Genomic DNA, 26,796 nt, shown 5'->3' with positions numbered 1-26,796 from the left:
TCCTCGCTGTCTTGTCGATTGATGGATGTTGGTTTACTTGCCGTGCGTGCCACCGAGCAGGCCGCCGATCAGCGACGTGACCGGTGCGAGCGGATTCGACGCCGAGCCCGAGTTCGTGACGGCGCCCGTGCCGCCGGTCAATGCCGGGGCGCCGACCGCGCTCGTTACCGTGGACACGACGTTCGTCACCGGGGCGAGCGGGCTGCTGCCGCCGGCGCCGCCTGTTGCGCCGCCGAGGGCGCCCGTCACGGTACCGAGCAGACCCGTGACCGGGGCAAGCGGGCCGCCGCTGCCACCTGTTGCGCCGCCGAGTGCACCCGTGACCGTCGAGACGAGACCGGTGACCGGGGCGAGCGGGCCGCCGCTGCCGCCTGCTGCGCCGCCGAGTGCGCCCGTGACCGTCGAGACGAGGCCAGTGACCGGTGCGAGCGGGCCGCTGCCGCCGCCTGCTGCGCCGCCGAGCGCGCCCGTGACCGTCGAGACGAGGCCGGTGACCGGTGCGAGCGGGCCGCTGCTGCCGCCTGCTGCGCCGCCGAGCGCGCCCGTGACCGTCGAGACGAGGCCGGTGACCGGTGCGAGCGGGCCGCTGCCGCCACCCGTTGCGCCGCCGAGTGCGCCGGTGACCGTCGAGACGAGGCCGGTGAGCGGCGCGAGCGGGTTGGTTACGCCGCCGGTGCCGCCGGTGAGCAGGCCGCCGACGGCCTTCACGGTGTTGCCCGTCGACGAGACCGTGTTGCCAAGACCGGTCGTGACGGGGTTGCCGCCCGTCGACGCGAGCAGGGCGCCGGCCTGGTTCAGGCCGTTGCCGACCGTGCCGAGCAGCGTGTTGACGGGCGCGCCGAGGCCGGTTGCCGTGCCGATCGTCTGGGTCGTCTGGCCGACCATCGTCGTGATCGGCGTGATGGCCGAGCTGACCGTCTGCGTGACCTGCTGGATCGGGCCGGTCGACAGTGCGTTGGTGAGGGTGTTGCCGCCGTTCGAGACGGCACCGCCGAGCGTCGACACGAGGCCGCCGACGGCGCCCGTGACCGGTGCGAGCGGCGAGAGCGGGCCGCTGCCGAGGCTCGAGACCAGGGTCCCCGTTTGCGTGACTGCGCTGCCGAGCTGGTTGACCACGCCACCCGTGCTGGCGAGCGTGGTGCCGACCGGATCCTTCGTCGCGCCGAGCTGGCCGAGACCGTTGCCGAGGCCATTGCCGAGTGCGGTCACTGCGCCGCCGACGCTTTGCACGATGCCGCCCGCGGCTTGTGTGGTGGCCGGGTTGACGCCCGGCAGCGTCTGGCTGCCGATGACGGAACCGAGGCCCGAGACGGTTCCGCCGACACCCGTCAAGATGTTGCTGCTGCTTGCGAGGACAGTTCCCACTGGGTTCGACGACACGCCCGACGTGCCGGAAGTACCGGACGTGCCGCTCGTGCCCGACGTACCGCTGGTACCGGAGGTCCCGCTTGTGCCGGACGTACCGCTCGTACCCGAGGTGCCGCTGGTGCCGCTCGTACCCGAAGTTCCGCTCGAGCCCGACGTGCCCGATGTGCCGCTCGTGCCGGACGTGGAGATCGTATCGCCGCCGCCCGAGCTCGAGCCGCCGCCAAGACCCTGGCTGATGGAACCCGAGCCGCCGCACGCGGAGAGGGAAAGCATGGCTGCAACGGTGGCCGCGATCAGAGTCGTCCGGAACACGCCATGAGGGATAACCTTAATGTCCATTTTGTCCTCGCATTAAAATGTGTTGTGAACTGCGTTGTGTTGAGTGGTGCGAGGACTACTCTGCAACTGTCGTGCCATTTCGATGCCCGACGGTTCGGCAACAGGTTTTAAACGGGGCAATTCCTTGTCGGAAAAGGAAGTTATGGGAATTGAAAGATTGTTGAATCTGTTTAAGTGCAGACGAATGAGAACGATTTCGATCGTTTCGTAACGTAACGTCACAACATTGGCGTTACGCGTGCGACGTAACGTGGGAGGCCGCGCAGGCTTGGTGGACGAGGCAACTGTTTTACAGGTGGATTAGGTGTGCACATCTAACCTATCGTAAATCCTATGTGTAAGTCGTACCGAAACGCCGTACAAATACGCTGTGCTCACGGTCATTTTTTTCGATCCAAGTCGTTAAAAGAGGTTGGAACTTAAATAGGATCGGATATAGAATCCGGAGCAGATGTAAGGAAATGTACGGTTCGGTACACAACGTTCGAGGAGGGTTGCTATCGCGAATGTTAACTTGCATCAAATGGTGAGCCATGCCCCTCGGGGCAATCTATAAAGAAAGTGCACCTGGTTGTCGTTACAGCAGATGTGGCGAACAGCGCGGGGCAACCGGCCGGATATGCGGGGATGTATACGTATAAAAGGCCAAAGAACGTAAATACAGGCACGAGGAATAAAATGAAAGCACTCATCAAGCGCTTCCTTAAGGAAGAAGACGGGGTTACCGCGATCGAGTATGGTCTGATTGCGGGTCTGATTGCGGCCTTGATCATCGGTAGTGTCACCACTATCGGCACCAAGATCTCGACGCTGTTCTCCACGATTGCCAGTTCGTTGCCGGGCGGCTGATCCTCGGTAGTCCGGTGGGCGGCGAGCGGTCCGTTTTTGCGGACCGCTCGCCCTTACGTCGACTTGGTCGGTCGATCGCGATATGGCACATCTTCTCAGCACCAGCATTTTTTTTGCCTGGGCGACGCTCGTTGCCGTCGGTGATATTCGATTTCGGCTTGTTCGGAATCCGCTTGTCGTCGTCGGGCTTTTGGCGGCGCTTGGCAGCGCATTGGTTGATGCAAATCCGTTTCGTGTTTCAGTCGAGCAGGCATTGATCGGCATGCTCGTCGGTTTCGTGAGCTTTTTCCCGCTTTTTGCATTTCGCGTCATGGGCGCGGCGGACGTAAAGGTGTTTGCGGTTCTCGGCGCGTGGTGCGGTTTGTCGATACTGCCATGGCTGTGGGTTGTCGCCAGTCTTGCGGCCGGTATACATGTCCTCGCGCTGATGACGCTGACCCATACGTCGCTGGGCGCGCTGTGGTCGCGCGGTTCGCCGACGCTCTCGCTCGGCGCACGGCGGGCAACACCTTACGCAGCCTGTCTTGTCGCTCCGGCAGCGATATGGTTGGCCTATCTCGTCGTTACCGGGGGGCTGCAATGAAGCGACAGTACCAGCTACGGTCATGGCGGCGTCAGAAGGGGGCGACGGCGGTCGAGTTCGCGCTGGTGTTTCCGCTGTTCTTCCTGATCATGTACGCGATCGTGACGTTCGGGCTGATCTTCGCGGTTCAGCAAGGCTTGACGCTTGCTGCGACCGAAGGTGCGCGCACGGCGCTGAATTATGTCTACGAGTCCAACGGGTCGGGGGCGCAGGCGCTGACCGACCGGGCGAAGGCGGCACAGTCGACCGCGATCGGGCTGACGTCGTGGCTGGCCAACGTTCAGATTCCGACACCCGTGTCGGGGGCATGCAGTTACGACGCGACCATGTATTGCGTGACGGTCACGGTGACGTATCCGTACAAGACCAATCCGCTGGTTCCGTCGCTGCCCTTGCTCGGGCTCGTTACGCCGACGCAGTTGACCGGCACGGCAACCGTGCAGATCAATCCGGCGACCATTTTATGAAACGGACGCCGGCCAGTGCGCGGCAACAGGCGCAAGCGGCGTTCACATGTCGACATAACAACATTTACGGCACTCAACATTCACCATGGGCAACAACTTGACGAAGATCATCGCCGGGCTGCTGATTGCGCTCGCCGTGCTGCTCGGGATCTATGCGTGGATGCTCGGCCGCGCTCCGGCCCATCCGCCGGCCGCGGTGCCTGCCGCGGCAATGGTCCAGACGGTGCCGGTGGTCGTGGCGACGCGTCTGTTGCCGGCCGGTCAACCGATTCCGGTCGATGCGCTGAAGTTGGCGTCGGCACCGATGATGCCGACTGGTGGATTCAGCGATCCGTCGCTGCTGGTCGGTCGCATCCCGGCGAACGACATCCTTGCCGCCGCGCCGGTCGTCGAGGGCGGCTTGACGTCGGGGTTGGCGAGCCAGGTGGCGCCCGGCGAGCGGGCCGTGGCCATCAAGGTCGACGAGACGAATGCGGTCGGAAACCGGTTGCGCCCCGGCAATTTTGTCGACGTGTTCCTGAATTTGCGACGCGACAACTCGGGGATGGCGCAAGCCGGATCGGAAATTCCCAATTCACAGGCGCGACTGCTGATGTCGAAGCTGCGGATCCTGTCGTTCGGCGACGCGACGCCCGACCGCGACGGTAGCGGTGGCCCGGGTGGTGCGGTACGGACCGCCGTGCTCGCGGTGCCGACGGCACAGGTCGATGCACTGACGCTCGCGGAAGCGAGCGGCCGCCTGACGCTCGCGCTCCGCAATCCGCGCGACGACGAGGTCGCGGCACAGACGGTTGCGATCCGCACGGCCGGCGATCTGACGCCTTCCGGCCAGGCGGCCGCCGGCGTATGGCTCGATGAACTGTCGGGTGGGCGTGCGCGCACCGCACCCCGCGTGCAGGCGCCGCCGCGTGCCCCGCGTGCGCCGATCGTCGCGCGCGAAGGCGGAAGCAGCATTGAAGTGATCCGGGGTGGGCGGACCGAAACGGTCGCTTATTGACAATCCAAGCACGGTCATCGACAGCAGTAACGGAAGGGAGAAGGCCGTACGACGGTCTCCGAAACAATGACAAAAAAACTGATTGCATACGCGATTGCCATCTGGGCCATGACCTTCGCCGTGTTGGCCGAGGCTGCCGGCGCAAACGGGTCGATTGATCTTGCGGTCGGCTCGCAGCGGCAGGTCGCTACCGGCCGTACGTTGCAGCGGATCGCGGTGGGCGATCCTTCGGTCGTCGACGTGCTGGTCATGAAGGGCAGTCGCGCCGGCAACGTACTGCTGGTTGCGAAGGCTCCCGGTTCGACGAACGTGATGCTGTGGGAGCGGGGGCGCGACGAGCCGACGGTGTGGAATGTCAATGTCGTCGATGCGGCCGCGCAGGCCGTGCTGGACGGCGCGGGACCGTCCGTGAAGGCGTATGGCGGTGCCGCTGTCGTGTCGGGCTCGGCGGCTTCGCTCGACGCGCATGAGCGGGCAGTTGCAGTCGGCAAGCGGATGGGCGGCAAAGATGCGACCGTGATCGATACGTCGACAGTCGGTAACCGGAGCGTTGTGCAAGTCGACGTGCGGGTCGTCGAATTCAGCCGCTCGGTGCTGAAGGAAGCCGGGCTGAATTTCTTCAAGCAAAGCAACGGATTCGCATTCGGCGCATTTGCGCCGGGCGGTCTCCAGTCGGTGACTGGTGGCGGAACGGCGGCGTTCCAGGCGACTGCCGGCATTCCGATCGCGTCCGCGTTCAACCTGGTGGTGAATTCGGCGGGCCGCGGCATCTTCGGCAATATTTCGATTCTCGAGGCGAACAACCTTGCCCGGGTACTTGCGCAGCCGACCCTGGTGGCGTTGTCCGGGCAAAGCGCGAGCTTCCTCGCCGGCGGCGAGATCCCCGTGCCGGTGCCGCAGGCGCTTGGCTCCACGGCAATCGACTGGAAGCAGTACGGCGTCGGCCTCACCCTGACACCGACCGTGCTGAGCCAGCGCCGCATCGCGCTCAAGGTGGCGCCGGAATCGAGCCAACTCGACTTCCAGCATGGCGTCACGATCAACAGCGTATCGGTGCCGGCGATCACGACCCGTCGCGCCGATACGACGGTCGAGCTGGGTGACGGGGAAAGCTTCGTGATTGGCGGCCTGATCGACCGCGAAACGATGTCGAACATCAACAAGGTGCCGGTCCTGGGCGATCTGCCGATCATCGGCGCCTTCTTCAAGTCGCTGAATTATCAGCAGAACGACAAGGAACTGGTGATCATCGTGACGCCGCATCTCGTTGCGCCGATCGCGAAGGGCGCGCCGTTGCCGACTACGCCGGGCGAACTGTCCGAACAGCGCGATGGGCCGGTGTGGCGGTCGTATCTTGGCGGTATCGCATCACCCGATGCAGCGCCCGGATTTTCGAAATGAATGCGGGACGAGATGTCGCGCGAAATGTAACCGGGGGTGTTCAACATGAACGCGAGAACCCTATCGTTGGCTGAGCCTGCCGTGACCGATTATTTCGTGTGCGCATCGCAGCAGGATGAACATGCCCGCTGGCTGGGCGAGACACTGGTGTCGGCCGGCACGGTGGAAGCGTTGTCGCTTGACCCAGGTGCGCTGAGCCAGCGCATCACGGGGCTCAATCCTGCGATCGTCTTCATCGATTTTTCTCGTGCGCAGGGCGCGGCGAGCGCTGCTGCGGCCGCCGTGCGGCTTGCCCATCCGGGCCTGCCGGTCGTCGCGCTCGGCACGCTTTCGGAGCCGGAAAGCGCGCTTGCGGCACTGCGGGCCGGCGTACGCGATTTCATCGACGTGTCCGGTAGTGCCGAGGACGCTTTGCGGATCACCCGCGGGTTGCTCGAGCATACCGGTACCGAACCGGCCAACCGGCACGGCAAACTCGTCGCGTTGCTCGGCGCTCGCGCGGGGATGGGCGTCAGCACGCTCGCCGCGAATCTGTCGGTGTGGCTGCACAAGCGTACGGGTTCGGGCACCCCGGAAGCGGGCACGCCTGCGTTCGGAGTCGCCGCGCCTCACGCGCGGCAGACGGCGCTGGTCGACCTCGGGCTTCCCGCGGGAGACAGTGCGCTGTTCCTCAACACGCGCTGCGAATTCCATTTCGTCGAAGCCGTGCGCAACCTGCGGCGCATCGACCGGACCTTCGTCAACACGGCGCTGACGCGTCACGCGAGCGGCGTCGCGCTGACCACCTTGCCGCCCAATCTCGCCGACCTGCGCGACGTGTCGTATGCGGCTTGCGTCGGCCTGTTGAACCGGTTGCGTGCGTTCTTCGACCAGCAGATCGTCGATCTCGGCGGATTCACGAATCATGAATTCGTTGCGCAGATCACTGCCGTGGCTGACGAAGCGTGGCTCGTGTGCGACCAGGGCGTCGCATCGATCGTCTCTGCGGTGGACCTGCTGGAAGGGCTGCGCGATGCGGGCGTCGACATCGGCAAGATTCGTCTCGTCGTCAACCAGTACGACGCGACGCTGAGCCTGACACCGGCCCAGATCGCAGAGCGGCTCGGCATTTCGCTGCTGGCGACGCTGCCGGCGCGTCGCGTGGCCATCGGCCAGGCGGCCAATCAGGGGCGGCTGATCGTCGAAACGGCCGAACGCGATCCGTATGTGCGTGCCCTCGAGCCGCTCGCAGATCGACTGGCCGGCCCGATCTCCGCCGGCCAGCGCGGTGCATTGGGCCTGTCCGCCCTCAAGCGTTTCATTCAACCTTCGTCCAGGCGATCGTAAGCGATGGCACACGACATCCAATTTGCCGACGGCGCAGCGCCGTTCTCCCAGTCGCAGCAGTTTCACGACATCAAGAATGCCGCGCACGAGCATCTGTTGACGCGCATCGAGGAACTCGGCGCCGAATTCGGCCGCTGGTCGCGCCAGGCGATCAACCAGTTCGTCGATCTGGAAATCGACAGCTTCGTGCGTCTACGGCGCATTCCGCTGAACGAGACCGAGGTCAGGGCGATCGCGGAGGCGCTGACGAAAGAGCTCGCCGGGTTCGGTCCGATCGAGGATCTGCTCGCCGATCCGCACGTCGAGGACATCCTGATCAACGGCTACAACGACATCTACGTGTCGCGCCACGGCATCCTGGCGAAGCTGCCGATCCGTTTCACCGACAACGCGCACCTGCTGCGGATCGTGCGCCGCATCCTCGCGCCGATCGGCCGACGTCTCGACGAATCGAACCCGATGGTCGACGCGCGGCTGCCGGACGGCGGACGCGTCAACGTCGTGATCGAGCCGCTGTCGATCGACGGGCCGGTCGTATCGATCCGGAAATTCCGCAAGGACCCGCTGAAACCTGCCGACCTGCTCGCCAACGGCACGTTCAATACGGAGATCGGTACGTTGCTGGAAGCGGCGGTCGAGGCGCGCTGCAACATCCTCGTGTCGGGTGGCACGAGTTCCGGCAAGACGTCGCTGCTCAACGCGCTGGCGTTCTACATTCCCGAGCACGAGCGGGTCGTGACGATCGAGGACACGGCAGAACTGTCGCTGAATCACCCTCATGTCGTGCGTCTCGAAAGCCGCCCGGGCGGTTTCGACGGTAACGGCGTCGTGACGATCCGCGACCTGCTGCGCAATACGCTGCGGATGCGGCCGGATCGCATCATCGTCGGCGAAGTACGCGGCGGCGAGGTGCTCGAGATGCTGCAGGCGATGAATACGGGGCACGACGGATCGATGGGCACCGTCCACGCGAGTTCGCCGCGCGAGTGTCTGTATCGTCTTGAGATGCTGGCCGGTTTCGCAGGTTTCCAGGGAACGGAATCGAGCCTGCGTCGGCAGATTGCGAATGCCATCGACTTCATCGTGCAGATCGGCCGTCTGTCGAACGGTCGACGCCGGATTCTTTCGATTACCGAAGTGACCGGCCTGTCGGACAACATCATCGCGACGCAGGAACTCTATCGCTACGAAGCGCGCGTGACACCCGAGGGCGAAGAGGTCGACAACTGGGAGTCGCTCGGCATTCATCCGCATTCGCCGAAGCTCGCGCGTTTCCGTCAGTCGTTGCAGGCCGCGGGCTTTGGCGGTAGCGGTGGCGGCGGATTCGGTGGCGGATTCGGCCGCGGGGGCGGGGGTTTCAATGTATAGCCTGATGGCTGGCGCGCTTGCAATGGCACTCCTTTGCGTTGCCGCCGCGTTGATGCTGTGGCGGCATGGCGAGGTGAAACGCGGCCGCGCCGACGTGCAGCGCTTCATCGACAGCCGCATCGAGCCGGCCGCGCGAGCGGCGGGTGCGCTTCAGCCTGACGCGAGACCGGTCCAGAATGTCGCGTCTGTGCCCGGTGCGGCCCGCGCGCAGTCCGCTGCGCCGGCTTCGCGCTGGGCGCAGTGGCGTGAGATCGGTACGGAATACCTCGTCAACGTGGCGAGCCGTGCAGGCATCGAGGATGCGCGCGGCAAGGCGCTTCTCGCGCTGCTGGGGTTGGTCGCGCTCGGGCTCGTCGCCGGTAATCGGGGCGGCTGGCTGGCTTGCGTCGCCGCGCTCGTGTGCGGCGCGTCGCTGCTCGTGTTCTGGCTCGTGTCCCGCATTCAGCGGCGTCGCCTGACGATCGTTCGCCAGTTGCCGTCGTTTCTCGACGGCATCGTGCGTCTCGTCACGCTCGGCAACAGCGTGCCGGCGGCGTTCCAGGCGGCACTGCTGACGACGGAGGCGCCGTTGCGCGGTTGTCTGGACCACGTATCGCGGATGTTGCGCACGGGTGTCGAGATCGATCGCGCGATGGGACACATCGCGAGCGTCTATCAAACCAAGGAATTCGAACTGGTCGGTTCGGTGCTGCGGCTCTCGGTCCGGTACGGCGGCCGCGCCGACGTCATGCTCGATCGGATGTCGACGTTCATGCGCGATCTCGAGCAGGCCGAACGGGAACTGGCTGCGATGTCGTCGGAAACGCGACTGTCCGCATGGGTGCTGGTCATGTTGCCGATCGCGATCGGCAGCTTTGTGATCGCGACGAATCCGCTCTATCTCCAGTCGATGTGGAACGATTACACGGGACGTCAGCTGTTGTTCATCGCCTTCATGCTGCAGTTCGCGGGCGGGATCTGGTTGTACCACATGGCCAAGCTCAGGTGACGGCATGACAGCCAATCAACTCGGTTCGCTCGCACTGACACTCGGCGCACTCGGCGTCGTGCTGCTGGCGCTGCTTGCAGTACGCCGCGCAAGTGCGCAGACGCGCAGCGATCGCACGCTGGCCAGCGCGCTCGAGCGGCGCTCAGCGACGTTGGAGGCAGCGGGTACGCGCGCTGCACAGGAGTCCGATGAATCCCGGCAGAATCCGTTAGGACGGAATGCGGGTGACAGGCGATCGTATCTTGTGCAATGGCTGGACCGTCTGTCGATGGTCGGGGCGCGCCTGCTCGATACCCGCCTGGGCCGGTATCTTGTCGCCGACGAAGATCGGCTGCTGCTGGAGCAGTGCGGCTACGCCGACACGCGCACCCGCGGACTGTTCCTGAGCGCGCGACTCGCCTGTGCGATTGTCGTGCCGTTGCTTTTCCTCATGCTGATGGGCTCTCAACTGACCGGCGCGCAATGGCGGGCGGGTGGGGGCATTGCGCTCGTCACCGGCTTCATGTTGCCGAAGCTGTACCTGCGACGTCGTGCTGCAAAGCGCCGGCAGGCGGTGATCGACGAACTGCCGCTGCTGGTCGACATGCTTCGCTTGCTGCAAGGCGTCGGATTGTCGCTTGACCAGAGCATCCAGGTCCTGACGAACGACTTCAAGGGGATGATGCCCGTGCTGTCGCTGGAAATGGAAATCGCCCAGCGGCAGTTCGCTGCCGGCCGGACGCGCGAGCAATCGCTGCAGCGGCTGTCGTCCGGTTTCGAGAACGAGGATCTGCGTGCGATCGTGCGGCTGCTGATCCAGGTCGACAAGCACGGCGGCGCGGTACAGGAGCCGCTCAAGCAGTTCGGCGACCGGTTGCGCGAGGCGCGCCGTGCGATGCTGCGCGAACGGATCGGCAAGCTGACGGTAAAGATGACGGGCGTGATGATCCTGACGTTGCTGCCGGCACTGCTGATCGTGACGGCCGGACCGGGAATGATCTCCGTGTTGCGCGCGCTGAGCCAGGCGCAGCCCTGATGCCGGGATGCAAAGGAAGCAAGATGAGACGCATCGATGAAATTGTGAAAGTGGTGGGCGTGTTGGCAATGGTGGGCTTGCTCGGCGCGTGCTCGGCATTCAAGGAAAGCGGGTACGGCGTCGGCCCGCAGGCGGAACGCGCGGCGCTGATGGACGCGGCGGCGCAGAAGCAGGCGGCGCCGGATACGCCGGGCATGTATCTCGGCCTGATCGAGCGGATGCAGGCTCAAGGGCTGTATTACGCGTCGCTGGCGCATATCGACGCATACGAGAAACAGTACGGTGCGTCGCCGCAAACGATCCTGCTGCGCGCCGATGCATTGCGCATGACGGACCAGCCTGCCGCGAGCACTGCGGTCTATACGCAGTTGCTCAACACAACGCTCGCCGCGCGCGGCTATCGCGGGCTCGGGCTGATTGCCGGCGGCGCGGGCGATTTTCCGCGCGCCGCGCAGGCGTTGTCGCAGGCAACCGTGCTGGCGCCGACCGATGCATCGACGCTTTCGGATCTCGCTTACGCGAAGCTGCGTTGCGGCGATATCGAGGGGGCGCGCATTCCGCTGATGAAGGCGGCCGAGCTCGACCAGAGCAATCCGAAGATCATCAGCAACCTGGTGCTGTACCTGCTCGCCTCGGGCCGAACCCACGATGCGCAGAAGCTGATGGCGCAGCAGAAGCTGTCGATGGACGTTCGCAACGATATCCGCAACGACGCGACGAAGATCGCCACGGCGGCACGTACCTGGCGTCGTGCGTCCCAGTCACCGGCTTCGGCTTCCGTTTTGACGCCGACCGGTTCGGGAAGCGTGGTCGACGTGTCGGGCTCGAATGTCGCGAAGCGTCCGTCGCCGGTTGCGAACATCCAGGGATTCGATCCGACTGCGCCTTTGCTGCAGCGGTTTGCACAATGAAAAGGGCATAGGGGGAACTGACATGACGAACAACAAGAATCCAGGTCGCGTGGCACGCGTGTGCCAAGGTGTCGCGCTTCTCGTGCTCATGGGGGCCGCAACCGCGGCGTATAGCGATCAGCCGGCGCCCGACGCGTCGGAAATCGGTCATGCAACCAACGCGCTGCTTGCATTCCAGCGTGACGGGCGCGCGGCCGGCCCGGCCTTGCCGGTACTGGGCGATGCCGCATCGCTTTCCTATCAACGCTATCTCGAATCGTTCAAGCACAAGATTCCGGAATCGATGGGGTCGCCGGTCAATACGAACGGCAACGGATCGTCCGGCGGACAGAGTTCATCGCAATCGTATTGAGCGGAGCAGCGATGAGCACTGCTCGACATGCATCGAGTCGGATGGCCGGACCAGGTCGCGCGTCGCCGCGGCGGCAGCGGGGTTCGGTCGTCGTCACGGCGGCCGTGTGGATACTGCTGTCGATGGTGATTCTCGGTTCGATCGACATCGGCAACGTCTTTTTCACGCGCCGTGACATGCAGCGCGTGGCCGATCTTGCTGCACTCGCTGCGGTTCAGAAGCTCGACGATACATGTGCGAACGTGACCTCCGCGGCCACGAGCAACGCGTCGACAAACGGCTTCACGATTGACGGCAGCGGCACCACGTCGCTGTCGGCCGAATGCGGTTACTGGGCACCGTCGGCGACCGGAACGGCGAGTTCCTTCTATTCGTCGAAATCGACGGTGCCGCTCGCGACGCAGTTGAACGCGGTGCGCGTGACGGTCTCCAAGACGCTGCCGTATTTCTTCTTCGGGCCGACACGTACGGTGACTGCAACGTCGACCGCGAAGGCGACCAACATCGATACCTTTTCTATCGGCGCGACGCTGGCCGCGGTGGGCGGCGTCGGCTGCTCGGGCGTGCCAAGCGGGAACCCCGGCCTGGTGAACGCGTTGCTGGGCTCGTTGCTGCAGGGGCAGAGCGGCACGCCGCTGAACCTCAATCTCGTGTCGTACCAGGGGCTCGCCTGTGCGAACGTCAAGCTCGGCGACATCGCCGTCGCGCTGCAGTCGCTGTCGGTCGGCAACGGGACGATCGGCGGGCTCGTCAATGCCAACGCGTCGGTCGGCACCTTGCTCAACGCGATGGTGGCGGCCGTCAACAAGTCGACCACGCTGGGTACGACGCTGCAGACAAGCGCAACCGGTGCACTGACCAACCTGCTCGGCCTGAACCTGCTCAGCAACACGGCGATCAAGGTCGCGAGCCTGACCGGACAGGGCGCCACGTCGCTGTTGACGCTGGGGCTCGCGAACACGCAGGCGGCGGCAGACGCGACCGTTAACGTGCTCGATCTCGTGATGGCGATGGCCCAGATCTCACAGGCCGGCAAGCCCGGCGTGGTGATCGGCGCCAATGTGCCGCTGACGTTGCCGAACGGCAGCTCGGTATCAATCGTCCAACTGCAGGCGCAGGTCATCAGCCCACCGACCATCGCGGTCGGCGAAGGCGGGAAGGATAAAAACGGCGCGTGGCGGACGGTCGCGACGAATGCGCAGGTCGGCCTGTATCTCGTCGTCAACCTGGGCGTGAACCCGCTGCCGGTCGTGGTTTCCGCGAACGTCTATCTGCCGCTCTACGTGCAGCTGGGCGCCGGAAGCGCGACGTTGTTGTCGACCAACTGCCTGACGTCCCCGAATTCCGCGACGATTTCCGCGCAACCGAGCGTTGCCAATCTCTGCATCGGCCAGCCGCCGCTCACGTCCGGCAATCTGCTGAACCTGCCGGCAAACTATAGCTGCACGTCGCCAGCCAAGGTGCTTGACGTCCTGGTTTTGGCTGGTGCAGTCGAGGTGTCCGCGACCGTTTCCAACGTGTCGGTGGATCTGGCCGGTAATCCGGCAACCAATACGTTCTACGGACGCGGTGGCAGCGATCCGTCGTACTACTGGACGACCAACACGAATGCGCTGGGTTCGGCGGTGAACAATGCGCTGGCGGGCCTGAAAAACGCGCAGATCACGCCGACCGTGAGTCTGCTGTTCGGGCTCATCTCGGTCACGATCACGCCGGATTTCATTTCGTCGCTGTTGTCGGTCCTGACCACCGTTCTGAGCCCGCTGTTGACCGCGCTCGACGGTATCATCGATCCGCTGCTGGACCTGCTCGGCGTCCAGCTTGGCGCCGCCACGGTGCATCAGATGTCGCTGACCTGCGGCGTCGCGCAAACAGTCAGCAATTAGAGAAGCAAGACCATCCGATGAGAACCACGCCCGCAATCGAAGAGCTCGACCTGTACGTCTGGGAAGGCAAGGCGGACATTGTCGACCGCGTCGCCCGGTGCATGGCGAGCTTCGACGTCGAAGTGATCCGCGCCGACAACGCGGAGATCTCGCCCGAGCGCGCCGCATTGCGGCCGTCACTGGCGATCATCAGCGTGACGATGATCGAAATCGGCGCAGCGTTCCTGCGCGACTGGCAGGCCAATATCGGCATGCCGGTCGTCTGGGTCGGCGCGGCGCGCGATCACGACGCTTCGCAGTATCCGCCCGAGTATTCGCACATCCTGCCGCTCGATTTCACGTGCGCCGAGCTGCGCGGCATGATCGGCAAGCTCGTCACGCAGCTGCGGGCGCATACGGCCGAAACGTCGCATCCGACCGAGCTCGTCGCGCACTCGGAATCGATGCAGGCACTGCTGCACGAAGTCGATACATTCGCCGACTGCGACACCAACGTGCTGCTGCACGGAGAAACCGGCGTCGGCAAGGAGCGCATCGCGCAACTGCTGCACGAAAAGCATTCGCGCTACCGGCACGGCGAATTCGTGCCGGTGAACTGCGGTGCGATTCCCGACGGCCTGTTCGAATCGCTGTTCTTCGGTCACGCGAAAGGATCGTTCACGGGCGCGGTTGTTGCGCATAAAGGCTATTTCGAACAGGCGGCCGGCGGCACGCTGTTCCTCGACGAAGTCGGCGATCTGCCGCTGTACCAGCAGGTCAAGCTGCTGCGCGTGCTCGAGGACGGCGCGGTGCTGCGCGTCGGCGCAACGTCGCCGGTCAAGGTCGATTTCCGCCTGGTCGCGGCGAGCAACAAGAAGCTGCCGCAACTCGTGAAGGATGGCCTGTTCCGCGCCGATCTCTACTACCGGCTCGCGGTGATCGAGCTGAGCATTCCGTCGCTGGAAGAGCGCGGCGCCGTCGACAAGATCGCGCTGTTCAAGTCGTTCGTCGCACAGGTCGTCGGCGAGGCACGGCTCGCGCAGTTGTCCGATCTGCCGTACTGGCTGACGGACTCTGTCGCGGACAGCTATTTCCCCGGCAACGTGCGCGAACTGCGCAACCTCGCCGAGCGCGTCGGTGTGACGGTGCGGCAGACGGGCGGGTGGGATGCCGCGCGGTTGCAGCGGTTGATCGCGCATGCGCGCAGTTCGGCGCAGCCGGTACCGGCGGAGAGCGCGGCCGAGGTCTTCGTCGATCGCAGCAAGTGGGACATGAACGAGCGCAACCGCGTGATTGCGGCGCTCGACGCCAACGGCTGGCGGCGTCAGGATACGGCGCAGCAGCTCGGTATCAGCCGCAAGGTATTGTGGGAAAAAATGCGCAAATATCAGATCTTTGACGAGGAGCCCGAGACCCGCGAAAGTGAGTAATTAATGAGATAAAATCGCGCTGAATTACAACGACACGGGCGGGAATAGAACTTCATGAGCCATATGACGGGGTTGGGAAAGGCGTGCGTGTTGCTCGCCGTGGTGGGAGGCATGCAGGGCGCGTATGCGCAGAGCCTGGCGGACAGCGGGTCGCCGGCAGTACAGCAGGCGTCGGCGCCGGTGGCCGCGATTCCGGTGGTCGATCCGCAGGTCCAGACGTCGGTGCAGCCGCAGGCAGGTGAGTCGACGGGGCCGAGCACGGTCGACGACCTGCAGCGCCAGATCCAGGCGCACTCGCTGACGGAAATGCGCACGAGCTACAACGGCAGCTACGGTGCGAGCCTGCTGTTCAACGTAAAGGACGGTGCGTATTTCGTCGCGCTGTTCCAGCAGAAGGCGTTCTGGCGCGTGATCAAGACTTACGACGAATCGCGTGCGGAAGCGATCTACCGCGATTTCTCGCACCAGGCGGAGCGGCTGGCCGTAAACGAACTGCGGGCAGCGAAGCTGGAATCGCAGAAGGCGCAGATGGACAAGCAGATCGAGGTCACGCAGGATCGCGCGCGGCGTCTGCAGGCGGATATCTCGATCGCACGCCAGCAGCAGGCGGCAGTCGCGGATCGTCAGAAGAGCGTACGTAACGAGACGGCCGCATTGCAGGCGCAGCAGGCCGAGCTTCAGTCGCAACTGCGGGCGTTGCAGCAGCAGGTGCGTTCGTTGCAGCGGGAGGCCGACGCCGGTTTGCCGACGACGGCACGCTGAACCCGGCAGCGGTGCGGCGACATGCCGCGCCGGCCGCACAAGTAAAAAGGGCAAGCCGGTTGGCTTGCCCTTTTGTTTTACTGGCCGTCCGGCACGATTCGCCGGCGGCGCGTCACGATCACCGGACCGTTGCCGCCGCGGGAATCCGACGGCGAAGCGTTGCCGGATGCGTCGCCGGCATCGCGCGGTGCGCCGTAGCTTTCGCGCGGTTCACGGGGTTCGCGCGGGGCGCCGTAGCCCTCACGCGGCTCACGCGAGCCGTAACCCTCGCGCGGTTCGCGCGAGCCATAGCCTTCACGCGGTTCGCGGGAGCCGTAGCCGCCGCCGTCGCCGCGCGATTCACGCGGGCCGCCGTGCGAGCCGTACGGGCTGTGACCGCCGCCTTCACGGCCGCCCGGGCGCCCGCCGGTGCGCGGCCCGCGGGGGCCGCCGCTGCCGCCCGGGCGCGAGCCGCCCGTGTCGAGCTGGATCGTGGAAATCGCGCGCTTGTAGATGCCTTGCAGACCCACGGGGGTGCGCAGCATCACCAGGTACTGGTCGAACGACTCGATACACCCCGTCAGACGAATGCCGTTGACGAGATAGATTTCAACACGCTTACGTTCCTTGCGCGCCGAATTGATGAAGTCGTTTTGCGGATGGGATTCTGCGGGATTGGCCATTGAGGTGCGGCAGGAGCCTGCGTCAGAGAATATGTTGTGCGTGTGTGTGGCGTGTGCGTCCACAAGGTGTTTGGCGGGATTCTACCCTGTTCAATCGGGAAACGCGCAGTCGTGATTGTGTCGAACCGTAACCCACTATAGACGTTCCAGCGTATTTTCGCGATTCGGCCGAACGGTCAATGTCATTTCGTTACGCCGCGTTACGACTCTCGCAGCGCCGTATCACCTTGGTTCCCGCCCGACGCGTACATTGGCTGCGCGAGCCGGGCGGGCCGGTATATCAGGGATTGAGAACATGGACAAGAGACGATGGGCAGGGTGGGTCGGGGTCATGGCGTTGCTGGCTTCCGGCAGTGCGATGGCGGGGCATGTCGACCTGTCGGTCGGCATCGGCGTACCGGTCGCGCCGGTCTATGTCGAGCCGGCGCCGGTCTATGTGGCGCCGCAGCCGGCCGTGGTCGCCTATCCGGGCTATGGATACGGCTACTACGGCGACGAGGACGACGATCGCTATCGCAAGTGGCGCAAGCACTATTACAAGCATTGGCACCGGCACCATGGCGGCGACGATGACGATTGAGCCCGAGGCCAGCCCCGCCGGCGCGCATCAGAACGCGTAGTCGGGGTTTTTCGGGTCGAATGCGGTGTCGTCGAGCGTCGCCGGCGCGATTTTCTCGATGACGATCCGCTCGAAGATCTTGCCGTCGTTGTCATAGGACTCGACGGTCCGGAAATAGGGCGCGTGCAGATCGAGCCCGAGGACTTCCTTCTTCGCGTAGAACTGCGGCCGGCCGGTCGGTGTTTCGTAGGTGAGCGCGACCACGCGCACGCCGCCGATCGTCCTGGCTTCCACATCGGTCGGCCGCTGCACGCCGGCTTCCACGTATTTCTTCCCTTCGGTCAGGTACAGGTTCGTGATGAACTCGGTACCGAGATCCTTCACCTGGTGATTCGACTGCGCGCGTGCGAGTGCGCCGTCGAGCGCCGTCCACAGCGGAATCTTGCCGAGCAGGCCGCCGAGGTGCCCGTACATCTCGTCCTTGCGCTGCGTCGTGTCGTAGATGGTCTCCTGTCCGGCATGCGCACCGCCCGGCAGCCATTTCGCATAGACGCGCAGCGGCTCGCGGGTGGTCTTCACGAGCATGCGGTCGGGCGTATCGGACCACTTTCCGCTGATGCGCTCCTGGCGCACCATCGTGAACTGGTACGACGGATAGCCGTTGGGGCCGTTACGGATATAGAGCGGCACGGCGAGCGGATCGAGTGCCTTGAAGAGCGCCGTGAGCGTCGCGTCGTCGAGTTGCGCGAGCGTGCCGCGCTGTGCGGCCGTGCGCAGCCAGCGCGCCTGCTGCGCGACCGGCTCGCGGGCGACTTTCGCGAGGTCCGCCGGCAGCGCGATGCCCGCGGCCGCGCTTGCGGCGTCGGCCGTTTCCTGTGCATGCAGGCCCGCCTGTCCGAGCGACAGCAGGCAGGCGACTGCCACGGCGGCGGCATGCCGCGCGTGGTGCTTCTTTCCTTCGTTCATCGACGGCGTCTCCCTGGGCGACGGATCGTTCAACCTTGCTTCGTGGCCTTGATTTTGGCGAGTTCCTCGTCGCGCAGCGCGCGGCGCAGGATCTTGCCGACGTTCGTCTGCGGCAGCGCGTCGCGGAACTCGACGAATTTCGGCATCTTGTAGCCGGTGAGGTTCTTGCGGCAGTGCGCGAGCACATCGTCGGCAGTCAGCGACGGGTCGCGGCGCACGACGAACACCTTGATCCGTTCACCCTGTACCTCGTCCGGAATGCCGATCGCCGCGGCTTCGCTGATGCCCGGATGCATCACCAGCACTTCCTCGATCTCGTTCGGGTACACGTTGAAGCCCGACACGAGGATCATGTCCTTCTTGCGGTCGATCAGGCGGATGAAGCCGCGTTCGTCCATCACGCCGATGTCGCCGGTACCGAGCCAGCCGTCGGCGTCGATCACCTTGGCCGTCTCGTCGGGGCGCTGCCAGTAGCCGCGCATCACCTGCGGGCCGCGCACGCACAGCTCGCCCGGCTCGCCGACGGGCGCCCAGGTGCCGTCCTCACGGCGAAAGCGCACGACGGTGGACGGCGCGGGCAGGCCGATCGAACCGCTGAACGCGGCCATGTCGTTCAGGTTGACGGGGTTCATCGTGACGATCGGCGAGCATTCGGTCAGGCCGTAGCCTTCGACGACCGGCCGGCCCGTCACCTGCTGGAAGCGTTCCGCGACCGCGCGTTGCATCGCCATCCCGCCCGCCATCGCGAGCTTCAGCTTCGAGAAATCGCGCTTGCGGAATTCCTCGTTGTCGAGGAATGCGTTGTACAGCGTGTTGATGCCGGTGATCCCGGTGAACGTCTCGTTGCGGATGATCTTCATCACCATCGTCATGTCGCGCGGGTTCGCGATCAGGATGTTGCGCCCGCCGAGCCCCATGAAGATGAATGCGTTCACCGTCAGCGAATAGATGTGATACAGCGGCAGCGGCGTGAGCACGGTTTCGACGTCGCCCGATACCTGGTCGGCGATCCAGGCCTTCGCCTGCAGCAGGTTCGCGATCAGGTTGCCGTGCGTGAGCATCGCGCCTTTCGCGACGCCCGTCGTGCCGCCCGTGTATTGCAGGAATGCGAGGTCGTCGCGCGTCGTCTGCACGGGTTGCGGCTTGCTTCGCTCACCGAGCGCGAGGGCGGAGCGCAACCGGATGGCCTGCGGCAGGTGGTAGGCCGGCACGAGCTTCTTCACGTGCTTCAGCACGAAATTGATCAGGCGTCCTTTCGCATTGAAGCCGTCGGCGAGGAGGTCGCCGAGCGCGGTGACGACGATGTTCTTCACCTGCGTTTCCGGCAGCGCATCCTGCAGCGTGCGCGCGAAATTCTCGAACACGACGATCGTCTGCGCGCCGCTGTCCTTCAGCTGGTGCGCGAGTTCGCGCGCGGTATAGAGCGGATTGACGTTGACGACGATCGCACCGGCTTTCAGCGTGCCGAACAGCGCGACCGGGTACTGGAACGTGTTCGGCAGCATGATCGCGACGCGGTCGCCGGGTTTGACGCCGAGGCTTTGCAGATACGATGCGAACGCGTCGACTTTCTGCGCGAGCGTGCGATAGGTCATCGATGCGCCCGCGCTCACATAGGCGACGCGCTCGGCGAAGCGGCTCGTGCATTCGTCGAAGAACTGCACGAGCGATGCGTATTGCGTGACGTCGATGTCGTGCGGGACGCCGGGCGGATATGACGCGTACCAGATGCCGTCGGTGTTCGGCGGAACCTGGGCCGCTGCGGTTGCTGCGGAAGATGACATGACATGTCTCCGGTCTTTGCTCTCGGCGAAGGCCGGCGCTTCAGCGCCGGCCCGTGCCCCGTGCCGCACGGTCGATCGACGGGGCGCCTCGGCGCTCCGCATGACCGCGCGTTTCAATCAAATCGTGAACAGGAAGCCGCGCGCGGCCTCGCGCGCTCAGTTCGTGGAATGCAGGGTCGCCGTATCGGCGGTGGCCGCGCCCGACGACGGCAGCCCGAACGCCTCGCTTGCGCCTGCATCGTCGAGCACGGCCGCGAAGATCGACAGTTGCGCGCTGTCGGGCATCGGCGCTTTCAGCGCGGCGACGATCAGCGACGACAGCCGCGCGATCATCTGCACGTCGTTCATCGTGCGGCCTTGCGAGAACTCGTCGATCAGGCTTTCCGTTTCGGCGCCGGCGAGCGCGCCGGAGAGTGCACCGATCGCGAAGTGCAGCCGCCAGCCGAGCTCCGTGCGCGGCAGGTGCGGCAACGCGCGCTGGAATGCGTCGAAGAAGCGGCCCGCGACGCTTGCGTAGTGCGCGGTCAGGAAGTTGCGCACGAACGGCGATGGATCGGTGTACGCGCGGCCGATCAGCCGCAGGAACCCGGGCCCACCGCGTTCGGGATTGCGCGATGCCTTCAGCGCGGGAATGAACATCGCGCCGAGCACGTGCTCGCAGGTGATGTGCGTGCCGAGTTGCGCATCGAAGCGGTCGAGGATACCGAGGCGTTCCTGGTTGAGCTGGTCGAGCCGGCGCGACAGCATTGCGTGGATCAGCGCTTCCTTGCTGCCGAAGTGGTAGTTGACCGCGGCGAGGTTGACCGCCGCGCGCGAGGTGATCTGGCGCATCGACATCGCCTCGAAGCCATGCTCGATGAACAGGTCCTCGGCCGCATCGAGGATGCGCGCCTTCGTCCCGCCGGTCTGCCGAGTGCCGGATGACCGTGCCCCGGACGGCCGTCCCGCGGATGGCCGCCCCTCCTGACTTACTGCCATGTCCCGCCTCCCATGCCGGTCGCCCGGCCGCGAACTGGTGATTTGATTATCTGATTCAAACAGTCGTTTTTATTAAGATAAAAAAGGGCGAGCGGAGCGGGCAAGCGGGGAATCTGGACAAATTCCTCTAGTTCGATGTGCGAATGCGGAAAGTATCGCGCGTGCCTTCGACAGGGCGGGGCACGCGCGATGGTGCAATGCGGCAATGCGCGGGATCAGGCGACCGTGCTACGCGTATTGACCGATTGCGTCATGTCGATGCCGCGCCGCTCGCGGCTGAACAGGATCAGCACGGCGATCACGACGGCGACGATGCCGGCCACGAGCGCGAGCGCGAAGCTGTAGTTGTTGTTGTGCGAAACGGCGAGCGAGGCCTGCATCGTCGCGTTGCCCGACGCGAGCAGGTTGCCGAGCTGGTAGACGACGCCGGGGAAGGTCGCGCGGATCTCGTCGGGCGAGATCTCGTTCAGGTGAACCGGGATCACGCCCCACGCACCCTGCACCGAGATCTGCATCAGGAACGCCCCCGCGGCGAGGGCGACCGGGCCGCTCGAGAACGCCCACAGCGGCAGCACGGGCAGGGCGATCAACGCAGCGATGAAGATGGCACGACGCCGGCCGATCCGCTCCGAGATCGAGCCGAACGACAGGCCGCCGACGATGGCGCCGATGTTCAGCACGATCGTGATCCACGACACGGTATGCGGATCGAAATGATGCTGTTCGCGCAGGAACGTCGGATAGAGATCCTGCGTGCCGTGCGAGAAGAAGTTGAACGCGGTCATCAGCACGATCGCGTAGATCGTGAGCTTCCAGTTCTGCTGCAGCGTGGCCCCGAGGCTCGGGCGCGGGCGTTTCTCCATCTGCTTCCACGCCGGCGATTCGGGCACGTGGGCGCGCACGTACAGCACGAGCAGCGCGGGCAGCACGCCGACCATGAACATCCCGCGCCAGCCGATGTACTGGTAGAACAGGCCGAACACGACGGACGCGAGCAGGTAGCCGCTCGGATAGCCGGCCTGCAGCAGCCCTGACACGAAGCCGCGTGCATGGGTCGGCACGGTTTCCATCGTCAGCGCGGAGCCGACACCCCATTCGCCGCCCATCGCGACGCCGAACAGCGCGCGCAGCACGAGCAGCGCGGTCAGGCTCGGCGCGAAACCCGATGCGAGTTCGAGCAGCGAGTAGCACGCGATGTTGACCATCAGCGTCGGGCGGCGGCCGAAGCGGTCGGCGAGCCGGCCGAAGATCAGCGCGCCTAGCGGACGCATCGCGAGTGTCAACGTGAGCGCGAACGCGACGGCGGGAATCGTCGATCCGAATTCGGCGGCGATGTCCTTCAGCACGAAGACCATCAGGAAGAAATCGAACGCATCGAGTGTCCAGCCCAGGTAGGCGGCGATCGTCACGTTGCGTTGTTCGCGGGTCCAGCTCATGTCCGAAGTCTCCTCGTTGGCTTGCGCGCTTACGATGTGCATGCGGATGCCGGCCCGGCTTGCGCGCGGTGCGGGGGCATGGATCGAGTGTAGGCCGCGGCGCTTGGCGATGTGGGGCGCGATAACGCCGAATCGGGAATAATCCCTAGGAAATGAACTGTTTCGGATTCGGCAACGGCGCTGCGCGAAACCGGCGGCAGGCCTCTGTATCATTCCGGAAGGCTGTTTGTATCTGTTTTGTAATGCGTCCGGTGAGCATCGTCACCGAATCAGGAGTCCAGATGACTGAACCTTCCGCCGCCACGCTGCCCGTGCTCGAAACTGCGCGGCTGTGGCTGCGTCCGCGCGTACTGGGCGATCTCGATGCCTGCATCGCGATGGATCGCGATCCCGAGGTCACGCGGCACATCGCGGGCCCGTGGCACGATCCCGTCGAGCACCGGCGCTTCGTCACGCACCGGATCACGCGCGACTATCCGCCGGGCCTAGGCTACTGGTCGATCTTCGAGAAGGCCGCACCCGATGCGTTCATCGGCTGGATCCTGCTGATTCCGGACTATGCGGATGGCGCGCGCGACGTCGAGATCGGCTGGCGGCTGGTGCGTGCAACATGGGGGCGCGGCATCGCGAGCGAGGCCGCGTCGGCCGTCGTGCGCCACGCCTTCGACACCGTGCGCCTGCCGCGCGTGATCGCCGATATCGCGGAGGCCAACGGCGGCTCGTTGAACGTCGCGCGCAAGCTCGGGATGCGCCGGGTGAGCGTCGTGCACGATGGCATTCCCTACATTCGACATCGTCTCGAACGCAACGACCTGCGCGTGTAGCGCGGCGCGCGCGTACACGGGCAGTTGTCGTGGATCGTCAACCGGATGCGTATCGAGGTCATGACGTATTAACGGCTCGTGCGTTCAGGAGTATCGTTGCCGGAATTTCGCAACATGGGGTACGACCATGGCACTCGGCACCGATGTTCACCTGATTCCCGTCAAGCTGGAAGAACTGCGTCCCACGCAGATGACGGTCGGCTATCGCGAAGTCAAGGCGAAGCGCAAGCACTGGAAGGGGCTCAGCAAGCGCGCGCGCAAGACCGCGATCGAATCGCACTGGTTCCCGGCCGTGCTCGGCCCGGGCGGGCTGCACTACATCACCGATCATCATCATCTCGGTCTCGCACTGATCGAGGAAGGCGAGGCGCGCGTGAACGCGATGCTGCTGAAGGACCTGTCGTGGCTCGACGACACGATCTTCTGGCGGATGATGGAACACAACCAGTGGGTGCATCCGTTCGGCGCGGACGGCACGCGCCGCGACTACGCGAATCTGCCGAAGGTGCTGACGGGGCTCGTGGACGATCCGTACCGCAGCCTCGCCGGCGAGCTGCGCACCGCCGGCGGCTACGCGAAGGACGCGACGCCGTTCAGCGAATTCCTGTGGGCCGACTACCTGCGCCAGCACGTGTCGCTCGACCAGATCCGCAAGAACTTCGCGAAGGCGCTCGATATCGCGCTGCATCGCGCACACGAGCAGGATGCACGCTATCTGCCCGGCTGGTCGGGCGTCATCGCCGTCAGGCCCTGAGCACCTCATGACGACCGCCCCGATCCGCCCCGATGCCGGCCCGCAGCATGCCGAGCATTTCTCCGCGCTCGACGCGGCCGCGCCGCCGCCGACGCGGCGCATCGGCCTCGACGCGCTGGCCGGCCTGTCGATCGCGGGCTTGCTGATCCCCGAGGCGGTCGCGTACGCGGGGCTGGCCAACCTGCCGCCGCAGGCCGGTCTCATCGCGTTGCTGTCGGGGCTCGTCGTCTATGCGCTCACCGGCAGCAGCCGTTTCGCGATCGTGTCGTCGACGTCGTCGTCGGCTGCCGTGCTCGCGGCGACCGTGCTCGCGGAGTCGGGAATGGCGCTTGCCGCGCAGCTCGCGCTGGCGGCGGCGCTCGTCGCGATGACGGGCGTGCTGTTCATCCTGGCGGGTGCCGCGCGGCTCGGCGGCATGTCGGATTTCGTCGCGCGGCCGGTGCTGCGCGGCTTCACGTTCGGCCTCGCGCTGACGATCGTCATCAAGCAGTTGCCGAAGATTCTCGCGATTTCCGTGCAGCACAGCGATGCGCCGCATGTCGCGCTCGACCTGATCAGCGGTGCGCCGCACGCGAATCTCGCGAGCGTCGTGCTCGGCGCGACCGCGCTGGCGTTGCTGTTCGCACTCGGACGGAGCACGCGGGTGCCCGCGACGCTCGTCGTGATCGTGCTGTCGATCGCGGCCGGTTATGCGGTCGACTGGCGGCGATACGGCATTGCGATCGTCGGCCACATCGACTTCCGGCATATCGAGTTCGGCCTGCCGACCCTCGACCGTAACGCATGGATGCAGACCGTCGAGCTTGCGTTCGCGCTGATGCTGATCCTGTATGCGGAGTCGTACGGATCGATCCGCAACTTCGCGCTGAAGCATGGCGACAGCGTGTCGCCGAACCGCGACCTCGTCGCGCTCGGCTGTGCGAATCTCGTGTCCGGTCTGCTGCACGGGATGCCGGTCGGCGCCGGTTATTCGGCGACCTCGGCGAACGAAGCGGCCGGCGCGCAGTCGCGCTTCGCGGGCCTGTGGGCGGCGGCCGTGGTCGCGCTGATCGTGTGGCTGCTGCTGCCGCAGCTCGCGCGCACGCCGGAGCCTGTGCTCGCGGCGATCGTGATCTTCGCGGTCAGCCACTCGCTGCATCCGTCGGTGTTCCGGCCGTACTGGGACTGGCGTCGCGACCGGCTCGTCGTGATCGCCGCGCTGCTCGCGGTGCTCGTGCTCGGTGTGCTGCACGGGCTGCTCGCGGCCATCGGCGTGAGCCTGTTGCTGACGCTGCGCAAGTTGTCCGAGCCGAACGTCAGCGTGCTCGGCAGGCTGCGCGACAGCCATGATTTCGTCGACGTCGCGAGCCACGCCGACGCGAAGCCGGTGCCGGGCGTGCTGATCGTGCGGCCCGAGGCGCAGCTGTTCTTCGCGAATGCGGACCGGATGTTGAACCGTGTGCGTGCGTTGATGAAGGCCGCGCCGGACACGCATACCGTGATGCTGAGCCTCGAGGAAACGCCGGATGTCGACGGCACGACGATCGAATCGTTGCGCACCTTTGCGGCCGAATGCGCGGCGCGCGGGTTGCGGCTCGCGCTCGTGCGGCTCAAGGTGCACACGCTGCATGCATTGCGCCGCGCGGCCGACGATACGCTTCACGACGATGCGATGTCCGAACTGAGCGTCGACGAGAGCCTGCAACTGCTGCAGGCCGGGACGCCGCCGGACGGCAGTGGCGGACCGACCGCCGCGTGACGGTGCGGTGCACCGGTAGGTGCTATTGCGAAACTGCAGTGTCGGTAGTGCGATCGATCATGTCGGTCACTTCGGCCGCCGTCGGCGCATAGGCGCCTGCATGTGCACAGGCGACCGCCGCGCACGCGGCCGCGTAGCGCAGATGCTCGGCGGCTGACGCATCGGGACGCGCCAGCTGGCTTGCGAGCCAGCCGCCGATGCTCGCGTCGCCGCAGCCGACGGTGTCGGCCACCTCGGTCGGGAACGCGGGCTGGAACAGCGCGGTGTCGCGATGCAGGAGCTGCATGCCCGATGCGCCGCGCGTGACGAGCATCGTTGCGTCGGGCGCCCACGTGCGCAGTTGCGCGAGCGCGGCGGCTTCATCGAGTTCGGGAAACAGCCCGCGCAAATCCTCGTCGGACACCTTGATCCAGTCGGCGAGCCCGGCAAGCCGGCGCAGCGTGTCGCGGTACGACGGCGCGGCCATCGGCGCACGGAAGTTCGGGTCGAACGAGATTCGCTTGCCGGCCGTTCGCGCGGCCTGCGCGACTTCGATCAGGCGCGCCGCGAGCGGCTCGCGCACGACGCCGAGCGAGCCGACGTGCACGATCTCGGCCGCATCGAGCGCACCGTCGGGCAGGTCCGCCGGATCGAACGCGAGATCGGCGCTGTTCTCGCCGATGAAGAAATAGTGGGGCGGCTGCTTCGACACGACCATCGCGAGCAGCGGCGCACGATCGACCTGCCGGATGAAGCGCAGGTCGAGCCCGGCGTCGGCACTCTTGCGCATCAGTTCGTCGCCGAAGATGTCGCGGCTGACCGTGCCGGCGAAGGCCGTCGGCACGCCGAGTCGCGCGCCGACGCGCGCGACGTTCCAGCATGAGCCGCCGGCGATGCTGTGCCAGTGCTGCGCGTCGTCGCGGATGAAATCGGTCAGCGCTTCGCCGAATACGATCAGGCGGGGGAACGTCGTCGTCATGTCGAAACCTTGTGCCGTGGCGTTGCGCACGGCCGTACAGCGGTTGATCCGAAAAGGCGGGCAGTGCGGGGCCGTCGCGCATGGCGACACGGCCCGGCACCGCCCGGTTGCGCGGG

General features: G+C 65.4%; 25 protein-coding genes. 18 read left to right on the top strand and 7 right to left on the bottom strand.

All coding sequences use genetic code 11. The features are described 5' to 3' along the window. Window positions 1-33 precede the first annotated feature (33 nt). A complete protein-coding gene (locus ABIC51_RS10260) occupies window positions 34-1,707 on the bottom strand; it encodes a collagen-like triple helix repeat-containing protein (protein ID WP_175900068.1) in 1,674 nt (557 codons plus the stop codon). Window positions 1,708-2,385: 678 nt separating this feature from the next. On the opposite strand from ABIC51_RS10260, the gene ABIC51_RS10255 reads away from it, so the two are divergent. The 14 genes from ABIC51_RS10255 (at window position 2,386) to ABIC51_RS10190 (ending at window position 16,021) form a co-directional block, all read left to right on the top strand. Continuing rightward, window positions 2,386-2,556, top strand: coding sequence for a Flp family type IVb pilin (locus ABIC51_RS10255; RefSeq protein ID WP_027787673.1), 171 nt, complete (start codon window positions 2,386-2,388; stop codon window positions 2,554-2,556). An 82-nt stretch (window positions 2,557-2,638) separates the two neighbouring features. Then, complete coding sequence (locus tag ABIC51_RS10250; RefSeq protein ID WP_027787672.1) at window positions 2,639-3,139, top strand: A24 family peptidase; 501 nt, start codon at window positions 2,639-2,641, stop codon at window positions 3,137-3,139. Further along, window positions 3,136-3,606: a TadE/TadG family type IV pilus assembly protein gene (locus ABIC51_RS10245; protein WP_027787671.1), complete on the top strand. Its 471-nt coding sequence runs from the start codon at window positions 3,136-3,138 to the stop codon at window positions 3,604-3,606. The genes ABIC51_RS10250 and ABIC51_RS10245 overlap by 4 nt, the downstream gene beginning before the upstream one ends. 85 nt (window positions 3,607-3,691) lie before the next feature. Then, a complete protein-coding gene (gene cpaB / locus ABIC51_RS10240; RefSeq protein WP_175900065.1) occupies window positions 3,692-4,603 on the top strand; it encodes a Flp pilus assembly protein CpaB in 912 nt (303 codons plus the stop codon). A gap of 66 nt (window positions 4,604-4,669) precedes the next feature. Next, window positions 4,670-6,004: a type II and III secretion system protein family protein gene (locus tag ABIC51_RS10235; protein ID WP_027787669.1), complete on the top strand. Its 1,335-nt coding sequence runs from the start codon at window positions 4,670-4,672 to the stop codon at window positions 6,002-6,004. A 45-nt stretch (window positions 6,005-6,049) separates the two neighbouring features. Next, window positions 6,050-7,330 (top strand): fimbrial protein, encoded by a 1,281-nt coding sequence (locus tag ABIC51_RS10230; RefSeq protein ID WP_027787668.1) that lies wholly within the window; start codon window positions 6,050-6,052, stop codon window positions 7,328-7,330. A 3-nt stretch (window positions 7,331-7,333) separates the two neighbouring features. Then, window positions 7,334-8,698, top strand: coding sequence for a TadA family conjugal transfer-associated ATPase (locus ABIC51_RS10225; RefSeq protein WP_027787667.1), 1,365 nt, complete (start codon window positions 7,334-7,336; stop codon window positions 8,696-8,698). Continuing rightward, on the top strand, window positions 8,691-9,686 hold the full coding sequence (locus ABIC51_RS10220; protein ID WP_027787666.1) for a type II secretion system F family protein: 996 nt from the start codon (window positions 8,691-8,693) through the stop codon (window positions 9,684-9,686). The genes ABIC51_RS10225 and ABIC51_RS10220 overlap by 8 nt, the downstream gene beginning before the upstream one ends. A 4-nt stretch (window positions 9,687-9,690) precedes the next feature. Beyond that, complete coding sequence (locus ABIC51_RS10215) at window positions 9,691-10,701, top strand: type II secretion system F family protein (RefSeq protein ID WP_146254112.1); 1,011 nt, start codon at window positions 9,691-9,693, stop codon at window positions 10,699-10,701. 23 nt (window positions 10,702-10,724) lie between these two features. Continuing rightward, window positions 10,725-11,612: a tetratricopeptide repeat protein gene (locus ABIC51_RS10210; protein ID WP_027787664.1), complete on the top strand. Its 888-nt coding sequence runs from the start codon at window positions 10,725-10,727 to the stop codon at window positions 11,610-11,612. A 22-nt stretch (window positions 11,613-11,634) separates the two neighbouring features. After that, window positions 11,635-11,964 (top strand): DUF3613 domain-containing protein, encoded by a 330-nt coding sequence (locus ABIC51_RS10205; protein WP_059484284.1) that lies wholly within the window; start codon window positions 11,635-11,637, stop codon window positions 11,962-11,964. A gap of 11 nt (window positions 11,965-11,975) precedes the next feature. After that, the gene (locus ABIC51_RS10200) at window positions 11,976-13,850 is read left to right on the top strand and encodes a TadG family pilus assembly protein (protein WP_060358183.1); all 1,875 of its coding nucleotides are present in this window, start codon (window positions 11,976-11,978) and stop codon (window positions 13,848-13,850) included. Between the two features lie 17 nt (window positions 13,851-13,867). Then, window positions 13,868-15,259, top strand: coding sequence for a sigma 54-interacting transcriptional regulator (locus ABIC51_RS10195; RefSeq protein ID WP_027787661.1), 1,392 nt, complete (start codon window positions 13,868-13,870; stop codon window positions 15,257-15,259). 54 nt (window positions 15,260-15,313) lie between these two features. Further along, entirely contained in the window at window positions 15,314-16,021 is a 708-nt protein-coding gene (locus ABIC51_RS10190) for a DUF2968 domain-containing protein (RefSeq protein ID WP_027787660.1), read from the top strand. A gap of 77 nt (window positions 16,022-16,098) precedes the next feature. Here ABIC51_RS10190 and hfq read toward each other — a convergent pair whose 3' ends face one another. Then, window positions 16,099-16,683, bottom strand: coding sequence for an RNA chaperone Hfq (gene hfq, locus ABIC51_RS10185; protein WP_027787659.1), 585 nt, complete (start codon window positions 16,681-16,683; stop codon window positions 16,099-16,101). Between the two features lie 295 nt (window positions 16,684-16,978). On the opposite strand from hfq, the gene ABIC51_RS10180 reads away from it, so the two are divergent. Further along, window positions 16,979-17,263: a PXPV repeat protein gene (locus tag ABIC51_RS10180; RefSeq protein WP_060084806.1), complete on the top strand. Its 285-nt coding sequence runs from the start codon at window positions 16,979-16,981 to the stop codon at window positions 17,261-17,263. A 27-nt stretch (window positions 17,264-17,290) separates the two neighbouring features. Here the strand turns inward: ABIC51_RS10180 and ABIC51_RS10175 are convergent, their stop codons facing one another. The 4 genes from ABIC51_RS10175 to ABIC51_RS10160 form a co-directional block, all read right to left on the bottom strand. Then, a complete protein-coding gene (locus ABIC51_RS10175) occupies window positions 17,291-18,208 on the bottom strand; it encodes a DUF1571 domain-containing protein (RefSeq protein ID WP_060172086.1) in 918 nt (305 codons plus the stop codon). Window positions 18,209-18,237: 29 nt separating this feature from the next. Next, window positions 18,238-19,992, bottom strand: coding sequence for an AMP-binding protein (locus tag ABIC51_RS10170; protein WP_175900062.1), 1,755 nt, complete (start codon window positions 19,990-19,992; stop codon window positions 18,238-18,240). A 156-nt stretch (window positions 19,993-20,148) separates the two neighbouring features. Next, window positions 20,149-20,970 (bottom strand): TetR/AcrR family transcriptional regulator, encoded by an 822-nt coding sequence (locus tag ABIC51_RS10165; protein WP_027787655.1) that lies wholly within the window; start codon window positions 20,968-20,970, stop codon window positions 20,149-20,151. A gap of 215 nt (window positions 20,971-21,185) precedes the next feature. Further along, on the bottom strand, window positions 21,186-22,406 hold the full coding sequence (locus tag ABIC51_RS10160) for an MFS transporter (protein ID WP_027787654.1): 1,221 nt from the start codon (window positions 22,404-22,406) through the stop codon (window positions 21,186-21,188). A gap of 281 nt (window positions 22,407-22,687) precedes the next feature. Between ABIC51_RS10160 and ABIC51_RS10155 the strand changes: the two genes are divergently transcribed. The 3 genes from ABIC51_RS10155 (at window position 22,688) to ABIC51_RS10145 (ending at window position 25,722) form a co-directional block, all read left to right on the top strand. Beyond that, the gene (locus tag ABIC51_RS10155; protein ID WP_175900058.1) at window positions 22,688-23,230 is read left to right on the top strand and encodes a GNAT family N-acetyltransferase; all 543 of its coding nucleotides are present in this window, start codon (window positions 22,688-22,690) and stop codon (window positions 23,228-23,230) included. Window positions 23,231-23,357: 127 nt separating this feature from the next. After that, window positions 23,358-23,984 carry a ParB-like protein gene (locus tag ABIC51_RS10150; RefSeq protein ID WP_027787652.1) on the top strand — a complete coding sequence of 209 codons (627 nt, stop codon included), beginning with the start codon at window positions 23,358-23,360 and terminating at the stop codon, window positions 23,982-23,984. A 7-nt stretch (window positions 23,985-23,991) separates the two neighbouring features. After that, window positions 23,992-25,722, top strand: coding sequence for a SulP family inorganic anion transporter (locus ABIC51_RS10145; RefSeq protein ID WP_354006469.1), 1,731 nt, complete (start codon window positions 23,992-23,994; stop codon window positions 25,720-25,722). A 22-nt stretch (window positions 25,723-25,744) separates the two neighbouring features. On the opposite strand, the gene ABIC51_RS10140 is transcribed toward ABIC51_RS10145, so the two are convergent. Further along, entirely contained in the window at window positions 25,745-26,680 is a 936-nt protein-coding gene (locus tag ABIC51_RS10140; RefSeq protein ID WP_354006468.1) for a carbohydrate kinase family protein, read from the bottom strand. Window positions 26,681-26,796: the final 116 nt, after the last annotated feature.

Origin of the sequence: Burkholderia sp. 572, assembly GCF_040545135.1 — a bacterium.
Classification (GTDB): domain Bacteria; phylum Pseudomonadota; class Gammaproteobacteria; order Burkholderiales; family Burkholderiaceae; genus Burkholderia; species Burkholderia cepacia.
Note: the sequence above shows the minus strand (reverse complement) of the source record. Positions and strands in the feature narration are given on the sequence as shown.